Consider the following 20,195-nt stretch of genomic DNA (forward strand, 5'->3'; position numbering starts at 1 on the left):
CTAAGCGTGCTGCGAATTGGTGTTTCAAATTTGTACACCACGCCGAATAAATACGCTGTTGCGTGCGCTCGCCCACTAAAGCCGGGTGCCTCAAAAATGCGAAAAGTGCCGCGCTTTAAACCGGCGATCCGGGTTCGCAAAAAGCCCTCGAAAAAACAATCTACGTCAGCCCGAGCGACCCGTCCAGCAAGCCTTTGCGCCATTCGGCGACTTGTCGCTGTGTGTCTTTGAAGTACGCGATTCTATGCGCAGGACCAGTTGATTCGGCGTCCTCAATCGTTGCTGAAAAGTGATGCGACACATAATCCGTGCGGCGTAGCACATTTTCGCGCTAATTAAGTGATTGCGCCGCAGGAAGCCCGTTGATAGATTGCGATTCGGCGCATGGTAAACCGGTCCTTTGCCGATATGCGCCAAACCCCCGTTAGCCCGGCGCCATGCCGGGCTTTTTTTTGTTCATCGATTAGCTGGCCGTAACGGCCTGTCTCAGCGCGCCGGGAGTTGTCGCGTTGGATCGATCGAGCGTCCCTGGTATCGCAGTTCGAAATGCAGCATCACACGATCGTTGTCGCTGTTGCCCATTTCCGCGATCTTTTGCCCTTGCGCGACGCTTTGACCTTCCTTCACAAACAAGGCCTGATTGTGCGCATAGGCCGTCAGGTAATCGCCGCTGTGCTTGATGATCAGCAAGTTACCGTAGCCACGCAGACCATTACCGGCATAGACCACGGTGCCGGGCGCGGCGGCGACGATCGGCGTGCCGGCCGCATTGACGATGTCGATGCCCTTGGAATTGCGGCCATCGAAGCCGCGGATGACCTGTCCGCTAGTCGGCCAGACAAGCGAGATCGAAGGCGCGGCCGCCGCCGACGCTGCGGATGAGTCCGCGGATGACGGCGCAGATGACGTGTCGGCTGCGTTGGCGCTCTCGCGCGGGGCAGTCGCTGCGCTGCGCGGCGCGCCACCGGTCCGGGCGCTCGCTGTGCCGGCGGGCGGCTCCACGCGCAGGACCTGGCCGACTTCGATGGCGTCAGGGTTCGACAGATTGTTCCAGCGCACGATGTTTTGCACGGACTGGCGATTGCTGCGCGCGATCTTGTACACGGTGTCGCCGCGTTCCACGCGGTAAAAGCCGGGGCCGACCGGAGCCGATCCGCACGCCGTGACCAACGCAACGAGTGCCGCACATGCAATCCGTCTGATTCCTGGCGCCAACATTGAACCTCGCATAACCTTGCCTCGACGGACCACGGTCCGCCGCGCTGGCAAAACGCCTGATTTTAGCGGGTTTGCCAACGCAACTGGGGTTTTGCCTGACGAATGACTGACGAAAGCGGCAGCATCCATACCTGTGGCAGCCCCGTGCGGGGCCGGCGGGCGCGATTAGCCGCCAAGCGTCTTGACGCCGATGCGCAGCGTCGCCGTCTCCGTTTGGCCCGGCGCGAGCCAGCGCAGGCCGAGCCCGTTGTGAATCGCGTCGGGCAAACCAAGCCAGGGTTCAACGCAGTAGAAGTCGGAATCGGCGGCTTCGGTCCAAGTCGTCACGGCGTACCAGGGCAGCGAGCCGGGCCGGTTCAGATCGATGGTCACCGCGCGGCCTAGTCCCGGCGTAACGAGGCGCACCGGCGCGGCGGGCGGCGTCGGCTCGAGCACATGGAAGCGGTCGATGATGCTTGCGTCATCAAGCCTGTACTGCGCCTTGCCGGGCTCGGGCGCGCTGATCGAACCGTCCGCGAGTTGATGACGGCGGTGGGACGCCGGCAAGTCGAGTGTCGTCTGCGCGCGCTGGGTATGCGGCAAGGCGAAATAGAAATGATGGCCGGCGTACCAGGGAAGCGGCTGCGCGCCGGTATTGGTCGCGGCGAGCGTGACGTCGAGCGTATGCGCGTCGGCCAGCTGGTAGGACGCTTCGAAGCGAAAGGCGAACGGGTATCCAGTGCGCGTCGCATCCGAGTCGCCGAGCGTCATCTTCAGGCCGTGCCCATCGTCGTCGATTTGTGCCGCGAACGGCAGGTCGCGCGCGAATCCGTGCATTGGCAGATCGCGAACCACGCCCTGTGCGTCGCGCCAGCGGCCGATCTGGCCGTCCACACGATGGCGGCCAAGGAAGGGGAAAAGCAGCGGATTGCCGCCGCGCACGCGCGCCGGCTCGGCCCAGTTTGCATTCTCCGGCCACACGATGACTGGGCTACCGTCGACGTGCCACGAGAGCAAACGGCCGCCGGCCCAGGGTGCGAAACGCAGCGTCGAGGCACCGCGTGTGAGGGTGAGGATGTCCTGTGCTGGATGAGCGTTCATGGGCGGGCCTGAAGTGGATGGAAGGAGGGCGGCGCGTATGCGCCGGGCAGGCGGATTTTGCGCTGCTTTCTCATGCGTGAAAACCCTCGTCGGGAAAGCGTGGGTGTCGGTGTCTGACAAGAGTCAGCATAATCCGCATGACCGTGCGGTAGCGCACAGAGCATTTTCGCAGGAGACCGCCCGATGGACCTCGCAATGGCAATGAGCATGGCGCTGTTCAGCCTCTTTGTCGGCAGCAGCGCGTATTTCTTTTACAAGATGGCGCGCTGATCACGCCGCTTGCCATCGCCCCACCATTAGATTCCTGCTTGCGCGACACGTACGTTCGCGCCAGGATCCCTGCCTTCGCAGCCAACTTTGTTGCGCCGCAGTAACTTTTCTGACAAAACCATCTCCAGGCTTGGCGCTGCAATACGGCCCAGGCATAATCGGTGCGCTCCGCCGCACCGGCTCCGCAACGGTCCGGCCCCTTACACCACCATTACGAGGATCCGCGCGTGAGTCTCTGGTTTCTATTCTTCCTGAGCGTGTTGCAAGGCGTCACCGAACTGTTTCCGGTGAGCAGTCTCGGCCATACGCTGCTCGTGCCCGCGCTGTTCGGCATGCACATCGACAAGCACGCGCCACAGCTGCTGCCATTCCTCGTCGCGTTGCATCTGGGAACCGCAGTCGCTCTGCTCTGGTATTTCCGTGAGCGCTGGGTCGCGCTGATCAGTGGCTTCTTCAGCTCGCTGGCCGGCCGCAAGAACGACGATGGCCACATGATGTGGGCGCTCATTATCGGGACGATTCCGACGGGTATTGTTGGCCTCGTGCTCGAAAAGCGCATCGAAGCCATCTTTCACGATCTGCGCATTGTCGCGGCCGCGTTGATGGTCAATGGCGTGCTGTTGTGGTTCGGCGATCGCCTCCAGCGTGCGCGTACGCATCGTCCGCCCGAGAAGCTCACGTTCCGCCAGGCATTTCTCGTCGGCCTCGCGCAGATCGGCGCGCTCATTCCCGGCTTTTCGCGCAGCGGCCTCACGATGATCGCCGGCAATGCGGCGGGCCTTACGGCAGAAAAGGCTGCGGAGTTCTCGTTCCTGCTCGGTACGCCGATCATCTTCGCGGCTGGCGTGCTCGAACTGCCGAAGCTTTTTCACGCGCGAGATCAACTGATGACTGCGGTCGTCGGCGGCGTGCTCACGGGTATCGCGGCCTGGCTGAGCGTGAAGTTCCTGATGAAGTATTTCGAGGGACGCGGACGCCTCGCATCGTTCGGTGCATATTGCCTGATCGCGGGCGCGATCTTCCTGGGCTGGTTCGCGCTGCATCAGCAGCCGGTTTGAATCTGGCGCGAAGGCAAGCGTGACGAGCGAGGCGCGACCGCGTGGGACGATCGCGGTATAATCCAGCCCCGTCTTCGCGAGGCCCGCTTGCGGCCTTGTGCACGTTCACGCGACAGTAGCTCAGCTGGATAGAGCATCGGCCTTCTAAGCCGAGGGTCGGGGGTTCGAGCCCCTCCTGTCGCGCCAATTAAATCAAGCACTTAGCCCGGTCACTGCGACTGGGCTTTTTGCTTTATGAAACCTGTGTAAGCGCTGGTGTAAGCATTTTTCATGAACCGTCACCGCCGGACACACGGGAAACCGCATTGTCCACACGGAATTGCCAACCCTTTGACTAGCATCAGTAAAGGTAACGCGAACCTGTACGGCAACTACTCGGCCCATCGTCGCGTATAGAGGTTCCACTCTGATGCGGCAGAATCGACAAGCCAAGACGACGCGACAATCGGAATAGTGCGTCGGGATTCTTCGCAGATTGAAACAACGGAGATTTTCCCTACGTTTTCTATAAATTCGAGTCTATGTTTACCGAAAAGCGGCGACTTAGGCGGACGATACTTATTCGCCACGCATAATTCGGAGGACATAAATGGCACTCAAAAAATGCCGTGAGTGTGGCGCAGAAGTCAGCGAACAAGCAAAGGTCTGCCCGAAGTGTGGCATTCAAAACCCAGTAAAACGCACGTCGCTACCGGCAAAAATAGCCTTAGTGTTTCTGGCCGTTGTCGTGGTGGGAAGTGTGCTCCCCCGCCTGTCGGGTCACGGCGGCGACAGCTCACCAACAAAAACAACTTCTGCGGCGACAAATGCTGTCCCCGCTAGCGCGGCATCTACGTCAATGCAGGGTGCGCAGGATACATCGGCCAGCGTTACTGCCACCGACGCCCCAGTAAGCGTCAGCACTCCCATTTCCCTCGCGAACTGGCATTACGAGCAGCGTGAGGATGAAATGCAAAAGGGGATGAATAAGTTCGCAGCCGTGAGCAGCACAAATGAACTGACATTCGGTTTCCCCTATAGCGGTGCACAACACGCACAGCTTGCCCTTCGTAAGCATGTTCGGTACGGGAAAGACGTCATGCTTCAAATCGAACGTGGCCAATTCCTATGTCACATTCGCTCTTGCACCGTAACTGTCCGATTTGACGATGGAAACGGACAAAAATTTACTGCAACCGGGCCGTCTGACAATAGTTCAACCGTCTTATTTATTGAACCTTTCAATAAATTCTACGCGGCGATGGTAAAGGCCAAACGCGTGCGGATTGAAGCAACCTTTTTTCACGAAGGCGACAGAACGATGGACTTCGACGTTTCTGATTTCGATCCAAAGCAGTTTTAGCCTGCACGAAACAGTTGTGACGCGTCGTTCGCCTTGTCAGGAGAGCAATATGGAACGCATCGTTGTTATCGCTACCGTTATGCTTGCGGGCTGCGCAACCTCCACTGAGACTTACGGCCCCGATGGCCGTCCCGCATATACGCTCAACTGCTCTGGCGCAGCTCTTTCATGGGGAGAATGCGAATCTAAGGCAGGAAATATCTGCGGCGCACGTGGCTATACCGTCATTTCCCGCAGCAGTGACCAAAATGCCACCATTGGAGCGGGCGGCGGCGGCCTGTTCGGTTCCTCCAGCAATAGTCGCGCAATGACAATTCAGTGCAAGGGATAGCGGACAAGCAGAGGCACGCAAAGGCGGCAATTCAAATGCATCCGCTATCTCGATACGCCGTTCTGGCTGCAGCCTGCCTCGGGTTGCTTCGTGCGGGAAACGCGTCTTCTCAAAGCGGCGTAGTGCCGCCAACGGACACTGACTTAAAAGCAGCATATTGCTTGGGTGTTACGCAGTCTGTTCTAGCAGGGCTGACGCAAACTTTTCCGGCGATAGGGACCGCTAACGACAACTCACCGCCTGACGTGCAGAAGGGCTGGCGCATGGCGAATGACCGAATTTCTCATCTGAAAAGCTATCTTTTGCCGCGTATGCAGTACGTAGACTCCGTGGGAGTGGCGGCGGCGGTCAAGCGCGGCCAAACAGATACGGCGAGCATGAATAGCGATGAATACATGGCGTGCGCGATGCAATGCGTGCAAACCACTTCCGCGAAAGGCGGGGGCGGCCACGACGCGATGCCGGAATGTACGAAGGCGTGTGCCCCCGAGTTAGTAACTCGAATTCGATCCTGTAACGATTTGTCCTGGCTGCCGTTCTAGCGGGTAGGGCGCGGCGCCCCACTCAATGCGTGGCGGGATTTCACGCGTTGAGGTTCTACTCGGAGTTGAGGAAATTCGATGCTAGTCCGAAGACGCCTCCAGGCTTCCCTCACCACTCATCCCAATTTTCTGTCGTGAGCGTCAGCATGGATCAGTTGTCGTACTTCGCGATAACCTCGGGCGGCTTCGCGAACGCTTCAGCCTGATAATGACGCGGAGTGTGCGCCCGCGTACTGCACATGTGAAAATGGGGCGTCGCCTCCGTGCGTTATCTACAGACCGCGTTCAGAACTGTCTCTCCAATCGAGTCGGGAACTACATCTGTGCGCATGCTCGGAATTCCGTCTATTGAGCGAATGACACTTCCTTCATCGTCGTATCGTGTCGACGAACTGGACCAGACCGTTCTCTCCTTGCAGTCATATTCCAAATGAGTGACCTCATAGGCCGTTAGCTTGGTCTCTTCGCCAACAAAGTGCGGTTGCTTGAAGACGTATTTCGTCCAAACCTTCACGCGACCGCCGGACTTGACAATCGATTGGGAGTCCAGATACTCAACCCCATCGCCGCCCGCCGTAACTTGCATCCAGTTCGACGCATGCGCCGGAATGACACAGGCAGCCAGTATCATGCAAAGCAATGCTTTTCTCACATCAACACCTAATCCGATCATTAAAGTAGCCTAGAAGCGCTTATAGCTAAGTGATCTTACGCATTCGCGCGCCTTATTCGACGCCAAGTGCAGGGGGTGAAACCACACGTAGCACGCATTCATTTCCGATTTACGGGCGTGAAATCTCGCGCATCCCATTCGCCTGCTCCGAAATCCTCGCTGGAATATTTAATTCGGTTTCCCGCGCTCATCCAACAACCGATACCTGCCAAGGCACCTTTGTTGTCCACAATTCGATACGCGTACATCGGATATGAGCACACCGGGCTTTGACCGTTTGTAAGGATAGTTTTCCATCCCGCGTTGTTCTCCATCTCCGCAACGTCTTGATACGTTCGATCCCAGAGCGACGCCGCGTGAGCCGTAGCAGCGAATGCCAGCATGTAAGCTAAGAAAACGCGCTTCATACCTTCCTTCCTTCAATCTACCCCCCACCAGGTTTGCCATGGCGAGGACCAGACCATATAGATGACAAGTCAACTATATAGAAATCGTAAGGATTTTGTATGCGACACCCGGTCGCCAACGCGTGTTTAATTAAAGAGCCGTTCATCACCCCCGTGGGCGTAAAACGCGGCGTCACGTGGTAGCACAACCGCGCCACCATCGCGCAAGTTGCCAAACGCCCGCCCGGCACTCTCCGCGCCATTTGATGTTCTGCCAACTGCACGAACGGTAGCGCCATACGTGCAGCACTCGCGCGTGCGCCCGCGTGAGAGCGGGCGTTGCATTACGGTGGCCGCGTATCCTTGTCGAATTCCTCTACACCGTCGGCGGTGACATAGACGCCGGAACCGCTGCCGTCGGTGCGTAGAACCCAGGCACGCGTTATGTAGGGGCCACGCCCAGACCGAAAGCTATGCATGATTTGATTGTGGGCGGCCCTGACGCGACGCTCAAAATCGCGCGCTTCTTCGGGGCTTTCGTTTCGCGAGCCACCGCACGTCTGCGCAATCAGCCGGTTCAGCGTGCCGCTCATGGACTCACCGCGCCGCCGTTGTGCCGCCAGCGCACGGCGTGCCTCGGCGCACAGGAACACGCTCACGCGCGAAAAACCCGCCGCTGCCAGCATTTCCCGATGCCGCGCCATTCGCTCGTTAAAGGGCTGCTTAGAAGTCGAGTTCGTCATCCTCTAGCTCTCCAGTTGTCGGCACGACTCGCCGCCCGCCATTCGCCCAGCGGTCCGGCTGCGGCTGGCGGCCCTGCTGCGCGGCGGTGCGCCGCTTCGCGACGTGATAGGGCGTAAGCACGCCCGTTGCGGTTACGCTTACCTGCGGCCTCGGCTCGCCCTGCTCGGGCTTCCAGACGCCGACAGACAGGCTGCCGCACACGGCCACGGGGTCGCCGTCGCCCAGCGCGAGCAATGCAGTTCGCGGTATCGGAAAACGCCGTTACGTCCCCAAACACCGATTCGCCGTCGCGGCCAGCGCACCTGACTTTCGCCGCCACAAAACGGTGTTTGCCGTCGCGGCTTGTGCGCTCGGTCGGCGCGCCGTGCAGTTTGCCGCTCACCAGCCCGTTAATCATTGCGCCACCTCCACCGCTTCACGCTCGCGCGCCGTCGCGTGTTCGCGCACCACGGCGGCCCAACCCGCAATCGACGTTTCGCAGGTCATATCGAAATCGCGCCAGCCGCCCACCACCGGCACGCCAAGCGCGACGGCCAGCGGCCAGACGCAGCGCCACGGCGAGCGGTCGAGCCGGTAGGCCAGCATGGGCGTTTCGCCGCTTGCCGCTGCCTGCTCAACCGTTTGCCCCCACCATGCGCGCACGTCGGAGCGCGTGGCACGGGCGTGGCGTTTCACTTCGCAGGCCCAGCCATCGACGCCCAGCACGTCCGAATCGCCCGGATGCTGCCGACACCGCCGCCGCACGTCCGCGCCCAGTTCGTCGGCCAGCAGGTGCGCCAGTTCGCGCTCGCCGCTGCCGCCTTTTCTCCGCTGCATCGCTCCCATGATCTGCGCTCCCCGCGTGGTTTCGCTCCACGCTGAAAATCACGCTTTCTCCCACGGTCAGGTGTCCGGTCTCACTCTCACAACACTCACACCCCTTATAGGGGTGTGTGAGTGAGTGAGAGTTGTGAGACCCCCTCACAACTCTCACAAACCCTCACTTTGTGAGAGTTGTGAGTTTGTGAGACCCAAGCCGCTTAGCGATGCCACAGCCATTCGCCGTCTGTGTCATACCACTTGGCCTGCATCGCGGCAATCGCCTGCCGTGCGGCCCAATTGCGCTTGTCGGAGGTGTACTGCGTCAGCTTTGGCGCGACGGCTTCCACGGCTTGCTCATGGCGCACGCACGGCCTTGTATCGGGCGCGCCGCCCTTGCCGAAGTCGCGCGACATTTTCAGCAGCGCGCCGACTGTTTCATACACAACCTGTTGCCGTGCAGTCGTGGGCGCGCGCAAAACGGCTGGCGGTGCTTCGCTCGCGGTCGCAGGCACCACCACGCAGGACGAAGCCTCGCGGCCCGAATCGTCAACATCTAACGCCACTCTGCGCAGGTCGAAATAAGTCTCGCCGCCGTCCGCTCCGTCTTTGGCCTTGCTCACCTTCCAGCGGTGGACGCCGCCTTCGTGCTTTACCTCTAACGAACAATCGAGAGCGCCGCGCAGGGCGCTATGGCCGCGCTCGCCCTTCGCCGGGTCTTTGCCGCTGTGATGCACCAGAAGCACCGCGCCGCCCGTCAGGCGTTGCAGTTCGCCGCATTTCGATACCAGCGCGGTCATTTCGGACGGTGAGTTCTCGTCGAAAATGCCCATGCTATGCGCCAGCGTGTCAATCACCACCAGCCCGCTTGCGCCGCCTGCGGCGACAATCGCTTCGGCCAGGTCGGACACATCGGCGCGCAGGTCGAGTTCCTGCATAACGAAGCGCAGCCGCTCGGGCAACTCGCAGCCGTGGTGCGCCTGCCATGCCTGCAGACGCTGGCGAAAACCCGCGCCGCCCTCCAGCGCGACATAGACCACGGGCGCGCCGGTCAGCCCGTAGCCGAACCAGTCCTCGCGACCCTGCGCGATTGCAGCGGAAAGGTCGAGCGTCAGAAAGCTCTTGCCGCTGCCCGGCGCACCGTAGAGCGTCGCCAGCCCTTCGCGCGGCAACACGCCATGCACCAGCCACGACATAGGCGGCGCAGCCAGCACGTCGCGCGCAGCCAGCAGGCGAAAGCGCATTTCGGGGCGGCGCGGCTTTGCTAGCAGGTCCGCAAGCGCCTCGTCGCCATACTCGGCGGCGTAGTCGTCCGCTCCGTCATTCGAATCCGTACTATCTGGCATGGGCACCCACGCCCCGCGCACCTCACGCGCCACTTTCTCGGCGGTCGCTTCCTGCCCACAGTCGGGCATCAGCACGATTTGCGCATCGGGCCAGCGGGCGCGCAGCGCCTTCGCCACGGTCGCGAAACGGCCCACGCCTGCCGTTACTACGGCTGCTGCCATCGGGTCCGCACGCACACACGCCCACGCCTGCCCGATGCCTTCGCAGACGTACAGGCGGCCATCAGGCGCGGCGGTGCCCGTGATAAACGCGCCATCGCCGAACGCCGTTCCGGGCAGGTTCAACTTTCGCGCGTTCGCCTCGGGTGGCGGCACGAATTGCACCGTGCGCAGTTTGCTGTCTGCGATGCCATGCAGCGGCAACGCCAGGCAGCCTGCCACGCGCAGGCCGCGTATCGTCATCGGGTCATCGTCGGGCACGACGCGCAGCCCTTCGGCTACGCCGCGCTTGCCGCAGATATAGCCGTGCGATGCGGGCGCGGGCGCGTAGCTGTCCCACAGCGCCTGCGCATCGGCGCGGGGCCTGTCGGGCTTGTGCGGGCGGCTGGCGGTTCGCGCAGCGCCGTTCGTGGCTGGCGGGCGCGTCGGCGCGTGGCCGTTCGCCCTGCGCGGGTCGCGCCAGCCTGCATCGTCCGCCAGCTTGAACAGCGTGCCCGCGCCAACGCCGCCGCCCGGTTCGATGCTGCGCCACACGCTACGCGCGTCGGCCTCGCCGCCGTAGTTCGCACCCGTTGCGCTCCAATCGAGCCATTCATCCTCGGGCAGCCCCGCCGCCTTGGCCGCCATGCCGATACGGACCCAGGTATCGCGGTCGCAGCCCGCATCGAGCGCCCACAGTGCGCCGCGCTTGCGGTCGTAATCGTCAGAGTAGCTCATAACGTAGCCCCCTGCGACTCACCCGCCCCCAGCAGCGCCATGCCCACCTGCAACGCGTAGTGCAGCGCATGGCGCATCGGCCCGGGCGCGCCCGGCACCGCCAACGGCCAGCCCATCGCCGCGAGTTCGGCGCGGTACTGCTGCGCCTGCTCGGGCGTCATTCCGTCTTCGTGCGGGGCGCTCATGCCTGCCTCCGCTTTGCGTTGCGTGCGGACCAGCGGGTCAGCTTGCGGCGGTCGGGGCCGGACAGGTGATAGACGCCGCGCAGTACCTCGCGCCCGTCGCGGTCGAAAGTGGGGATACGCGTACAGGGAATGTCGAGCGCCAGCGCGCGCAGGTCGGCAATCAGCGCGGGGCCGTTGCTCGCCCCTGCGATGGCGTCGATTGCCTCGCGCGTGCGAGCGCGCACGCGCAGCGCGGCAACCACGCGCAGATGGCGCACGTTTCCCGTGCCGCGAAATTCGTTAGAATTGCCAGGCAGATGCAATGCGCCCGGCTCGCCGTTATGGGAGTTGGGCTTTTTTTTCATTTGGCGCTACCTGCGAGCAACGCGCGCACGTCTGCCGCGCTCCAGGCGAGACGGCGGCCAACGCGCACGGGGCGAATCGGGCCGTTTTCCAGGCAGGCCCACTTGTGCAGGGTTTGCGGTTTGAGGCCCAGCGCCACGGCGGCCTCGTCGGTGGTGAGCGCCGGTTCGATGCCGCGCGCGGTCAGTCCAACAGCAATTGCGGCGCGCGCTTCGTGCGGGGTTTGCATGTTTTCCATCGTCGTAACCTTTCCCGCATCGGGCGGGCATTGATTGAGACGATGGTTAAGCTATGGCGGAAAGAGCGATTCTCCGATAGATACGGGCGTTGGCGGGCGCAAGCGGGCCCTAACGGGCATTAGCGGGCGGCAGGGTCAACGCGCTTCCGGTACGCGTCTTTTGTAAGAATCTTCATGTCCGCGCCGTCCTTATACCTGACGCCAGGCTTTTTGGCATTCGCCACATATCCAACCAGCGGGTCTTCGGGCTCAGCGGCGTTTGCATATTCGACAAACGCCGTCCATCCCACAAGCCAAGCGCCGTTTGCCTCCCGCATCGAGCGTTCGATAAGTGCGTCGAGTACACCTGAGCGCGCTTTCATCAGGTGGTGGCCCTCGCTCACATTGTCTTTGGCAGGTCTGATAGTTTTCGGCTGCCTCTGTGCTTCGCCCACCTGGTCGGGTGTGGCCTGCGCGTCATCGCTGGGGAAATCGGACACAGTAACGCCGCAGTGCGCCGCAAACTGTTCGAACTGCTCGCGCGTGAGAACTGCGGACTTCGTGAGCACTGCCCAAGCGGTCGCGCCCGGCATCTGTTCGCGGGAATCCCAGGCGAGCGCCACCATGCGCCCGTTGCGCAGTTTGTCACGCAAGCTACGTTCGAACGTCTCGGCCAGCAATGCGGTATCGAAGCGCAACGCTGGCGGCGCGTCGTCGCAGACAGCGCGGGCCAGAAGCTCGGGAACCGCGAAAAGCTCTACAGCCGTTGCTACGGCAGGCAGGTAGAGCGTGCGCGCACTTGGCTTGCCCAGCCCGAATGCCTGCGAGCGTCCCTCGGGCACGGTAACGCCTGATGCGTGCGGCAGGCTTTCGCTGGGGTCGCAGGTCAACTTGTAACCGAACCAGCGTGCGATGCGCTCGAATGTCTCACGCGACACCGTGCGCGGCGTGACCAAATGAAAGTCACCGGACCGGATTAGCTCACATAGAGCGTGGCCGTATATGAACCGGTATTTGCCACGTAAGGTTTGTCGTTGCTCCGGGTCTGCATCCTCGTCGGCAGCAACACGGGCGAGCCAGTCCGCTGCCTCGCGAATGGTAAATGCTTCAACGTGGCTCGGCACCACCAGAAGGCGCACGCGACGCGATGGATAATCAACAGACGGTGGCAGCCGCTTCCACCAGCGATTCTTACGGGGCGCATCGTCCGCCCGCGCGGTATCATCCTCGGCAGCCATTGCCATGCCTCCGTCAAGACAGGGTGTTGGTCAGGCGACGCGCTGCGCCCATCGCAACGCGTCGCCGCCCTCGCTACTTCGGGCCCGCGAAAGAAGCGCGCGCACCATTGCGCACGGTCGCTTGGAACCGCTCCGCAATTTTGCGCATCGCAGTTGTGTTCGAAACCTCGGGGTCAACCAGTATCCCGAAAGGTTGATTTTTCTCCACGCCAATTTTCAGAATCGCGGCGAACAGTTCGTCGCACGCTTGCCCTTCGCCTTCGCTCAAGTCAATTTCGAAACGCGACCGCCCCCACGGCGCAAGAACCTGCGCGTGCGGGTTGCCGTTAATTTCGAAGAACTGCACGACAATTGTGCTTTCCTCCAGGTTTCCCATCGCTTCCCTCCCGATTTGGTAAAAAGTCGCTAGCACTTTGCTAGCACTACTTACTAATTTGCAACCGTCTTCGCCGATGCGGGCAATTGAGAATATCAAAGAATCTCGGTCAATGCCGGGCGGACTCGTTACGGCACCGCCCGCAGGCCGCGCTGTGCTTCCTCGGGTTTGAAGTCGATTTTGGCTTCGGCCAGAATCCACGCCTCAACGCGTTCGTGCCACATACGCAGGAGGTCGAGCGGGCGGCGGCGGTAATGCTTTTCGGCCAGCGCGCTCGGCTTGTGCCCTTGAATCTGCGCGACCACGCCCACCGGAACCTCGCACCACTCGGCGAGCGTGCCGAACGAACGGCGCAGGCCGTGCAGGCTCAGGCGGGGCAGGGCTGCTGCATCGAGGGCCTTGTGGTGCGCAATGCGCGGCTCGGCCAGCTTGCCGTCCGCAGCGGTCTTGCTGGAGAACACCCACGGCGACGGCTCCCACGTCTCGCCCTTGGCAGCGAGGCGGCGCATTTGGCGCACGTTCGGCGGCGTTTCGTTGATGCGCCTCAATTCGAGTAGCAGCGATGCGAGGTAGGGCGTGAGCGGGATAACGCGGCCCGTTTCCGTCTCCACCTTGTCCGATAGGTGCAGGCTCCCCCAACGAAAATCCACGTCGTCCCAGCGAAGGGCCGCCATTTCCTCGCGACGCGCGCCGGTCAGCAGCAGGGCTTGCAGGTAGCTGGAAATGACAGGGTTTGCGATACGGCACACGCTTTCGAACCACGGTCTTAGCTGCTCGCGTTGCAAACAATCGTCTTTTGCCTTCGGGCGCGGCACGGCATCGCGAACGGAGCGGGCGCTGTACACGTTCGCGGGCACAAGGCCGGAAAACTCGGCGTGCTCGTCGCACCAGCGAATAAATGCGCGCAGCTTGCGATAGCTTTGCTCGGCGTTCGTCGGGCGGTCCTCGGCTTCGTCGCGGAGCCAGGTTGCCACGCGTTCTGGGGCAAGGTCGGAAAGTTTAAGCGGCATCAGGGGGGCAAGAGGTCCGGCGACCGTCAGGCCCTTGCCACGCTTTTTCTTGTCGCCGCCAGCCTGCGCGAGATTCACATGGTCCTGATAATGGCGCTCGCTCCATTTCGCCTTGTGGGCGTCGAGGTATGAGCGCCATACCTCGGCCACCGTCGCGCTATTGCGTTTCTCGGTCGTGCGGCGTGCCACGGCGGCGGCCCGGTCAGCTTCCGTCGCGGCCTTCTTTTCCTCGCGCGGGTCGCGGCCCGCATCAATCAGGCGTTGCAGGCGTCGGGCTTCCTCGCGGGCGTCGGTAATGCCCCAATCGGCGGGGCTGCCGATGGTAATGCGCATTTCGCGCTCGCCAAGCCTTGCCTGGAAAATGAACGACTTCGACCGTTTCGCGCCCTTCGCGGTCGCCCGCAGCGCCAACCCCGGAACCTCCGAATCCCACAGAAACGATTGTTGCTTGCCCGGCTCGCATGTGAAATCCCGCACCCGCGCCGCCGTGAGTTTGACCCTTGCCATGTTTGCTCCTGCCCCGCCTACATTGGGCCGCCCATCGGCAATGTAAGCGCTGGTGTAAGCAAATTCTACGACAATAGGTCAAACTCAATCAAATCGGAAAACTGGATTAAGCCTAGAAAACCCTGATATTACGGGGGGGTTAGAGAATCGAGGAAACGGCGTCAATCTCGGGAAAAGTGAACTTGTTCGGCCTTCTAAGCCGAGGGTCGGGGGTTCGAGCCCCTCCTGTCGCGCCAAATCAAATAAACAAAAAGCCCGGCATTCACCGCCGGGCTTTTTGCTTTTTCACGCACCACGACTCCAGGCCGAATCAAAACCCTCACGCCACGAGCCGCAGCGGCACTGGCTCCTCGGCCGCCAGCGCAAGAAACACCATACGGTGAAACTCGTGCGGATTCGAGATGCCGGGAATCGGCGTCGCGATGAGGCCGCCGCCGCCAATGACGAGCGAACCATAGTCGAATATCCGGCCAATCAGGCTTTGCTCGACCCGCACGCTCTCGATCTTCGCAAGTGTCAACTCCACCGTGTGCCGACGCAGCGCGCCGAACTTCGCCACCACGCGCTTATTGGTCACGGCGAATTCCGTCGTCCACCAGGCGACTAGCGAGGCGCCGAACAGTCCCAGCCCTGCGACGAAAAACCCCACCGCAGCAAACGGTGACGTCCCCATGGTGCCGATGAGCACGCCCCAAACCATGAGCAAAAGGCTGAATGTGATACGCGGACCCATCGCCCAGAAGCAGGGGTGCGCCTCCCAGACGATCCTCTCGCCTGGCAGGGGAGTCGATTCGACGTATTTCACAATGACCTCCGTCAAGATTTGTGCAGTAATTAATCTGTAAGGTAATGCATCTTGTGGAGGAGGATCCGTGGTCAAACGTCGCGGCTCCGCACCCGGCTGACGCGTGGGGGGGGGCGTACAGGGCGTACAGCGAGCGATGAATCCCCGGCGCAATAAAAAGGGCAGCCCGAGGGCTGCCCTTCAAACCGGATGATCGACATCCGGTGATCGATGGTCGGATGGTTTTTTGCGCTTAGAGCTTGACGTCGAGCGCGTTGGTCAGATCGCCCATCGGCTGGGCGCCGTTGCTCTTGAGCGCGGCGTCGCGGCTGGCAAGTCCCGGCAGCGTGGGCAGCGAGAAGCGACGCGTGATGAGGCGCAGGATCGAGGTCGTGTCGTACTGCGTGTGGTCGACGTAACCCTTCTTCGCATACGGCGAGATGATGAGCGCGGGAATGCGCGAGCCCGGACCCCAGCGGTCGCCCTTGGGCGGCGCAACGTGATCCCAGAAACCGCCGTTTTCGTCGTAAGTAACGACCACGACCATGTTGTTCCACTGCGGGCTCTTCTGCAGATGCGCGATGACGTCGACAATGTGCTGGTCGCCACTCGTCACATCCGTGTAGCCCGCGTGCTCGTTCAGGTTGCCCTGCGGCTTGTAGAACGCCACTGCCGGCAGCGCGCCTGCATCGATCGCCTTGATGAACTCCGTGCCGTCCATGCCGCCGTCGAGCAGGTGCTTCGCGCGCGCGTCGGTGCCCGGCGCGTAGTTGGCGAAGTAGTTGAACGGCTGATGGTGCGGCTGGAAGTTCGGCGCCGTCATGTTCGCACCGTAGATCACGCCCGAGGTGCTGTTCTGCGCTGCGCTCACGGCCGCGCCCCACGCGCCGCCGTACCACGCCCACGTCACGCCCGCGTTCGAAAGCAGGTCGCCGATGTTCTGCACCGTTTGCGCGGGCATCGTGGAGGCATTCGACGGGTCGGCCAGGTTCGCGTCGCCGCCCGAAGCCGCTGCGTTGCCGCTCGGCTGATACGGCGGCTGCATCGTGTTGACCGCATAGAAGTCCGGCGTCAGATTGCCCGATTTCACGAACTTCGGAATGCCATCGAGCGCCGACTTCGGCGAGTTCGACGCGAGCGTGAGTGAGACGCCGTCGGCGTCTACGGCTGAAATCGTCGGCTTGGCGGGGTTCGTGTCCGCGTTCGCGTAGTACGGCGTGCACGCGCAGATCAGCCACTGGTGGTTCAGGAACGAGCCGCCGAACGCGCCCATGAAGAAGTTGTCGGCGAGCGTGTATTGCTGGGCGATCTTCCAGAGCGGCAGCTTTTCGGCGCTCGTCGTGTAGTGCCCCATCACGAGACCGCCGGAGTCGGCGTAGGCGGCGAACATATCGTTCTTGCCGCCGTGAATCTGCATCTGGTTCTCGTAGAAGCGGTGATACAGGTCGCGCGTCGTGAGCGAGAGCGGGACGTTATAGCCCTTCGCGTCGTCGATGGCGAACGGCGCATTCGGCATGTTCTCGGTCATCGCCGCGGTCACCACGGGCGTGACGCCCGTTTGCGTGAGACCGTTCCAGACGGTCGGCAGCGTAGCGAGCACGGAGCCGTCGCGATCGAGCTGCTGCGTGCTTTGCGCGCTCACGTTCTGCAGGCCGTTGGCGCCCGGGAAGCTGCCGTACAGGTTGTCGAAGCTGCGGTTTTCCGCGTAGATCACGACAATGTTCTTCACCGACGAAAGGCCGGGCTTGCTGCTGTCGTTGCCGCCACAAGCTGCGACGGCCAGGGTCGCCGCAGCTACCGCGATCGGCGTGGCATAGAACCATTTTCTGTTGATCATTTTTCTCTCTCTCGCGTTGGGGGCCCGCATGGCGGCCGGCGCGAATGACACCGGCCTTCGGGCGAGGCGCAGTGTCGCAATGGAATTTGACAGCGATATGTAAAAAATTACATTTAGCTTTTCCATAGCCTTTGTTTACATGACATCCGTCTTACTTAATGTCATTTGAGCGTCACATCCCTGACATACGCTTTCGCGACTTCGGTGCGTGGGTGAGCGCATCGGCATTCGCACTGCAGCGGCGCTACGCGCGCGCTGCGCTCAAGCTTCGGGGACCAGGCATGTTGCGTAGATTGGCGCGTCGTACGGCGCGAACACAAAGTGCGATGCGGGATCGATCGCACGGCGGCGCACGCCGCCCAGCGGGGCTTTTCGCGATGGCGGCCGTGTTGTCGTCGCTGCTGATGGCGTGCGATGGCGGCACGCCCGGTTCCGCCAATACCGAGGCAACGACAGGCGCATCTGGGAGCGCCTCGCGCGCGCAAGACGCCAATGCGAACGCGCGCGCCGCACAGGGCGTAAAGCTGATGAAGATCGCCGCGCCCGCGCAAGGCGGGCAGACGCGTGCCGAGGTCTACGCGCAGGTCCGCCGCATGACAGTGCTTGGCAAGCAGATGTTCTTCGACCCGTTGCTCTCGGGCTCGGGCAAGATGGCGTGCGCGTCGTGCCACAGCCCCGACCATGCGTTCACGCCGACCAACGCGCTCGACGTGCAGATCGGCGGCGCGGATATGCGACGCCAGGGCATGCGCGCCGTGCCGACGCTCAAGTATCTGCAGGCGGTGCCGGCGTTCGCCGAGCACTATCACGACTCCGACGACGAAGGCGATGAAAGCGTCGATGCGGGCCCGACCGGCGGGCTCACGTGGGATGGCCGCGTCGATCGCGGCTCGGACCAGGCGCGCATTCCGTTGCTCTCGGCGTTCGAGATGGCGAGTTCGCCGACGAAGGTGGCCGAGGCCGTGCGGGCGGCACCGTACGTAGAGGCGTTTCGCGAGACATTCGGCGCGCGCGTCCTGGCTGACGACGATGCGACCTTCAAGGCCGTGCTGAAGTCACTGGAGACATTCGAGCAGTCGCCCGAGGTGTTCTATCCGTACACGAGCAAGTACGACGCGTACCTGGCCGGCAAGGCCACGCTCAGCGCCGCCGAACTGCGCGGGCTGCAGCTCTTCAACGACGAGAAGAAGGGCAATTGTGCGAGCTGCCATATCAGTCAGCGTGCGAAGGACGGCTCGCCTCCGCAATTCAGCGACTTCGGTTTGATCGCGGTGGGCGTGCCGCGCAATCGCGCGCTTGCCGTGAATCACGACCGCAAGTTTTTCGATCTGGGTGCATGCGGCCCGGAACGCACGGACCTCGATCATCGCGCGGAATTTTGCGGGCTCTTCCGCACGCCGACGCTGCGCAACGTCGCGCTCAAGAAGTCGTTTTTCCACAACGGCATCTATCACTCGCTCGAAGACGTGCTGCGTTTTTATGCGCGGCGCGATACGAATCCAGAGGAGTTTTATCCGGTGGTGAAGGGCAGGGTGCAGAAGTTCGACGATTTGCCGCGCCGCTACTGGGTGAATCTCAACACGGACCCGCCGTTCGATCGCAAGCCGGGCGACGCGCCGGTGTTCAGCAACGCCGAAATCAAGGACGTGATCGCGTTTCTCGGCACACTCACCGACGGCTGGCAGCCGCGGGCGCAGTGAGCGTGGAGTGGGCGTGGAGTGGGCGCGCCGCGTCAGACGCCCGCGATCAGCAGGCAGGCGCCGGTGAGCACGAGGAAGGAGACGAGCAATGCGACCGTGCCGATGCGCACCGTGGCGTCCGGCCAGCACGGCGCGCGCTCGGGGCGCAGTGTCAGGTTCGGGCCGGGCGGCGCCTGCGTTTGTGGCGCGTGCGTGTAGTGCGCGACGAAGGACATCAGGCAGATGCAGATGAGGGCCAGCAGTACCGCAAAGACCCTCAGAGCAATGGTGTAGGTCATGCCAGATATTCCTGATGGCGTGTAAGTGGGCGAAGGACCCATCGTAGTGATCGGCACACCCCCTCACCATCGGATCAATCCGAAAAGGAACCGGCCGCGAGCGCGGCCTTGCTGCGTGAGCCGAAAAAAGGGCGCGTGTTATGCTTTTCGCCGATTCGTTCCGTCCGTCGAGGAGAACACAAAATGTCGAGAATGCCCCGAACCCTCCACACGCTGAGCGCCCTGGGCGCGGCGCTCTTTGTCACGATTGGCATGGGCAGCGCGCATGCCGCCAACCTGGGTTTTCTGAACAACACGCCCATGTCGTTCATGAATCAGGCGGACTACGCCTCGCTCCAGAACGCCGTGCGCGACGCCGTCGAGCACAAGGCCGATGGCGAGAGCACGACGTGGTCGAACGAAGGCTCGCGCAATGGCACGCGCATCAACTCGACCATCACGCCGTCGAATACGCAAAAGGAAGGCGACAAGACGTGCCGCGACACCGAGGTCGTCATCAACGCGAAGGGCCAGTCGATGACGCTGCGTCCGCACTTCTGCCGCACGGGCCAGGGCGCGTGGGTTTTCCAGAAGCAGCACTGAGCGCGCGGTGAACGGCAAGATCGTTTCGTGCGGCATCGTGCTGCTCGATCCTGAAGGCCGCGTACTGCTCGCGCACGCAACCGGCACGAATCACTGGGACATTCCGAAGGGGCAGGGCGAGCCCGGCGAGACCGAATCGGAGAGCGCGCGCCGCGAGATGGTCGAGGAGACCGGCATCGAAGTCGCGGGGTCGCGGCTCGTCGATCTTGGACGCTATCTGTACCGGCGCGACAAGGATCTGCATCTCTTTGCCGCGCGCGCAAGTGCCGATGAACTCGACCTCTCGCGTTGCGTTTGCGTGTCGCTCTTTCCTCGCCGCGAGGACGGCGTGATGATTCCGGAAATGGACGCGTGGCGCTGGACCCTACCCGGCGAAGTGGATCGCTACGCGAGCCGCAGTCTCACGCGCCTCTTCAACACGTCGCTCTCGCTCGCGGAACTGCATCGCAGACTGTAGGCCGTTCTCGCTAGCCGC

General features: G+C 62.3%; 23 protein-coding genes and 1 tRNA gene. 7 read left to right on the forward strand and 17 right to left on the reverse strand.

Features of this window, described 5'->3' with window-relative positions; all coding sequences use genetic code 11:
- Positions 1–486 precede the first annotated feature (486 nt).
- Together L0U83_RS04760 and L0U83_RS04765 are read right to left on the reverse strand one after the other, a co-directional pair.
- Entirely contained in the window at positions 487–1,218 is a 732-nt protein-coding gene (locus L0U83_RS04760) for a peptidoglycan DD-metalloendopeptidase family protein (RefSeq protein ID WP_233881009.1), read from the reverse strand.
- Positions 1,219–1,383: 165 nt separating this feature from the next.
- Positions 1,384–2,298, reverse strand: a complete 915-nt coding sequence (locus L0U83_RS04765; protein WP_233881011.1) for an aldose epimerase family protein — start codon at positions 2,296–2,298, stop codon at positions 1,384–1,386.
- Between the two features lie 497 nt (positions 2,299–2,795).
- Here L0U83_RS04765 and L0U83_RS04770 point away from each other — a divergent pair, with 497 nt between their 5' ends.
- From L0U83_RS04770 to L0U83_RS04785, 4 genes are all read left to right on the forward strand, one after another.
- Positions 2,796–3,626 (forward strand): undecaprenyl-diphosphate phosphatase, encoded by an 831-nt coding sequence (locus L0U83_RS04770; protein ID WP_233881013.1) that lies wholly within the window; start codon positions 2,796–2,798, stop codon positions 3,624–3,626.
- A 109-nt stretch (positions 3,627–3,735) separates the two neighbouring features.
- Positions 3,736–3,812 (forward strand) — tRNA-Arg (locus L0U83_RS04775).
- Between the two features lie 403 nt (positions 3,813–4,215).
- The gene (locus L0U83_RS04780; protein ID WP_233881015.1) at positions 4,216–4,968 is read left to right on the forward strand and encodes a zinc ribbon domain-containing protein; all 753 of its coding nucleotides are present in this window, start codon (positions 4,216–4,218) and stop codon (positions 4,966–4,968) included.
- 49 nt (positions 4,969–5,017) lie between these two features.
- The gene (locus L0U83_RS04785) at positions 5,018–5,299 is read left to right on the forward strand and encodes a hypothetical protein (RefSeq protein WP_233881017.1); all 282 of its coding nucleotides are present in this window, start codon (positions 5,018–5,020) and stop codon (positions 5,297–5,299) included.
- Positions 5,300–6,109: 810 nt separating this feature from the next.
- On the opposite strand, the gene L0U83_RS40810 is transcribed toward L0U83_RS04785, so the two are convergent.
- From L0U83_RS40810 to L0U83_RS04850, 14 genes are all read right to left on the reverse strand, one after another.
- Positions 6,110–6,514 carry a surface-adhesin E family protein gene (locus L0U83_RS40810; RefSeq protein WP_373320986.1) on the reverse strand — a complete coding sequence of 135 codons (405 nt, stop codon included), beginning with the start codon at positions 6,512–6,514 and terminating at the stop codon, positions 6,110–6,112.
- Between the two features lie 98 nt (positions 6,515–6,612).
- The gene (locus tag L0U83_RS04790) at positions 6,613–6,921 is read right to left on the reverse strand and encodes a hypothetical protein (RefSeq protein WP_233881019.1); all 309 of its coding nucleotides are present in this window, start codon (positions 6,919–6,921) and stop codon (positions 6,613–6,615) included.
- A gap of 323 nt (positions 6,922–7,244) precedes the next feature.
- The gene (locus L0U83_RS04795; RefSeq protein ID WP_233881021.1) at positions 7,245–7,643 is read right to left on the reverse strand and encodes a hypothetical protein; all 399 of its coding nucleotides are present in this window, start codon (positions 7,641–7,643) and stop codon (positions 7,245–7,247) included.
- Complete coding sequence (locus L0U83_RS04800; protein ID WP_233881023.1) at positions 7,624–7,878, reverse strand: hypothetical protein; 255 nt, start codon at positions 7,876–7,878, stop codon at positions 7,624–7,626. Before L0U83_RS04800 ends, L0U83_RS04795 begins: the two co-directional genes overlap by 20 nt.
- A 159-nt stretch (positions 7,879–8,037) precedes the next feature.
- Complete coding sequence (locus L0U83_RS04805; protein ID WP_233881025.1) at positions 8,038–8,469, reverse strand: putative PDDEXK endonuclease; 432 nt, start codon at positions 8,467–8,469, stop codon at positions 8,038–8,040.
- Between the two features lie 194 nt (positions 8,470–8,663).
- On the reverse strand, positions 8,664–10,664 hold the full coding sequence (locus L0U83_RS04810) for an AAA family ATPase (RefSeq protein ID WP_233881028.1): 2,001 nt from the start codon (positions 10,662–10,664) through the stop codon (positions 8,664–8,666).
- On the reverse strand, positions 10,661–10,849 hold the full coding sequence (locus L0U83_RS04815) for a hypothetical protein (protein WP_233881030.1): 189 nt from the start codon (positions 10,847–10,849) through the stop codon (positions 10,661–10,663). The genes L0U83_RS04810 and L0U83_RS04815 overlap by 4 nt, the downstream gene beginning before the upstream one ends.
- Positions 10,846–11,193: a hypothetical protein gene (locus L0U83_RS04820; RefSeq protein WP_233881032.1), complete on the reverse strand. Its 348-nt coding sequence runs from the start codon at positions 11,191–11,193 to the stop codon at positions 10,846–10,848. The genes L0U83_RS04815 and L0U83_RS04820 overlap by 4 nt, the downstream gene beginning before the upstream one ends.
- Positions 11,190–11,420 carry a helix-turn-helix domain-containing protein gene (locus tag L0U83_RS04825; RefSeq protein ID WP_233881034.1) on the reverse strand — a complete coding sequence of 77 codons (231 nt, stop codon included), beginning with the start codon at positions 11,418–11,420 and terminating at the stop codon, positions 11,190–11,192. Before L0U83_RS04825 ends, L0U83_RS04820 begins: the two co-directional genes overlap by 4 nt.
- A gap of 128 nt (positions 11,421–11,548) precedes the next feature.
- On the reverse strand, positions 11,549–12,646 hold the full coding sequence (locus L0U83_RS04830) for a hypothetical protein (protein ID WP_233881036.1): 1,098 nt from the start codon (positions 12,644–12,646) through the stop codon (positions 11,549–11,551).
- A gap of 73 nt (positions 12,647–12,719) precedes the next feature.
- Positions 12,720–13,022 (reverse strand): hypothetical protein, encoded by a 303-nt coding sequence (locus L0U83_RS04835; protein WP_233881038.1) that lies wholly within the window; start codon positions 13,020–13,022, stop codon positions 12,720–12,722.
- Positions 13,023–13,150: 128 nt separating this feature from the next.
- Positions 13,151–14,539 carry a tyrosine-type recombinase/integrase gene (locus L0U83_RS04840; protein ID WP_233881040.1) on the reverse strand — a complete coding sequence of 463 codons (1,389 nt, stop codon included), beginning with the start codon at positions 14,537–14,539 and terminating at the stop codon, positions 13,151–13,153.
- Between the two features lie 319 nt (positions 14,540–14,858).
- The gene (locus L0U83_RS04845; protein ID WP_233881048.1) at positions 14,859–15,419 is read right to left on the reverse strand and encodes a PH domain-containing protein; all 561 of its coding nucleotides are present in this window, start codon (positions 15,417–15,419) and stop codon (positions 14,859–14,861) included.
- Positions 15,420–15,576: 157 nt separating this feature from the next.
- Complete coding sequence (locus L0U83_RS04850; protein WP_233881050.1) at positions 15,577–17,160, reverse strand: acid phosphatase; 1,584 nt, start codon at positions 17,158–17,160, stop codon at positions 15,577–15,579.
- A 281-nt stretch (positions 17,161–17,441) separates the two neighbouring features.
- On the opposite strand from L0U83_RS04850, the gene L0U83_RS04855 reads away from it, so the two are divergent.
- A complete protein-coding gene (locus tag L0U83_RS04855; RefSeq protein ID WP_373320988.1) occupies positions 17,442–18,860 on the forward strand; it encodes a cytochrome-c peroxidase in 1,419 nt (472 codons plus the stop codon).
- Positions 18,861–18,892: 32 nt separating this feature from the next.
- On the opposite strand, the gene L0U83_RS04860 is transcribed toward L0U83_RS04855, so the two are convergent.
- Entirely contained in the window at positions 18,893–19,138 is a 246-nt protein-coding gene (locus tag L0U83_RS04860; protein ID WP_233881054.1) for a hypothetical protein, read from the reverse strand.
- Between the two features lie 183 nt (positions 19,139–19,321).
- Between L0U83_RS04860 and L0U83_RS04865 the strand changes: the two genes are divergently transcribed.
- A complete protein-coding gene (locus L0U83_RS04865; protein ID WP_233881056.1) occupies positions 19,322–19,720 on the forward strand; it encodes an RT0821/Lpp0805 family surface protein in 399 nt (132 codons plus the stop codon).
- A 7-nt stretch (positions 19,721–19,727) separates the two neighbouring features.
- Entirely contained in the window at positions 19,728–20,177 is a 450-nt protein-coding gene (locus L0U83_RS04870; protein ID WP_233881058.1) for an NUDIX domain-containing protein, read from the forward strand.
- The last annotated feature ends 18 nt before the right edge of the window (positions 20,178–20,195 follow it).

The organism is Paraburkholderia flagellata, assembly GCF_021390645.1.
Taxonomy (GTDB): Bacteria; Pseudomonadota; Gammaproteobacteria; order Burkholderiales; family Burkholderiaceae; genus Paraburkholderia; species Paraburkholderia flagellata.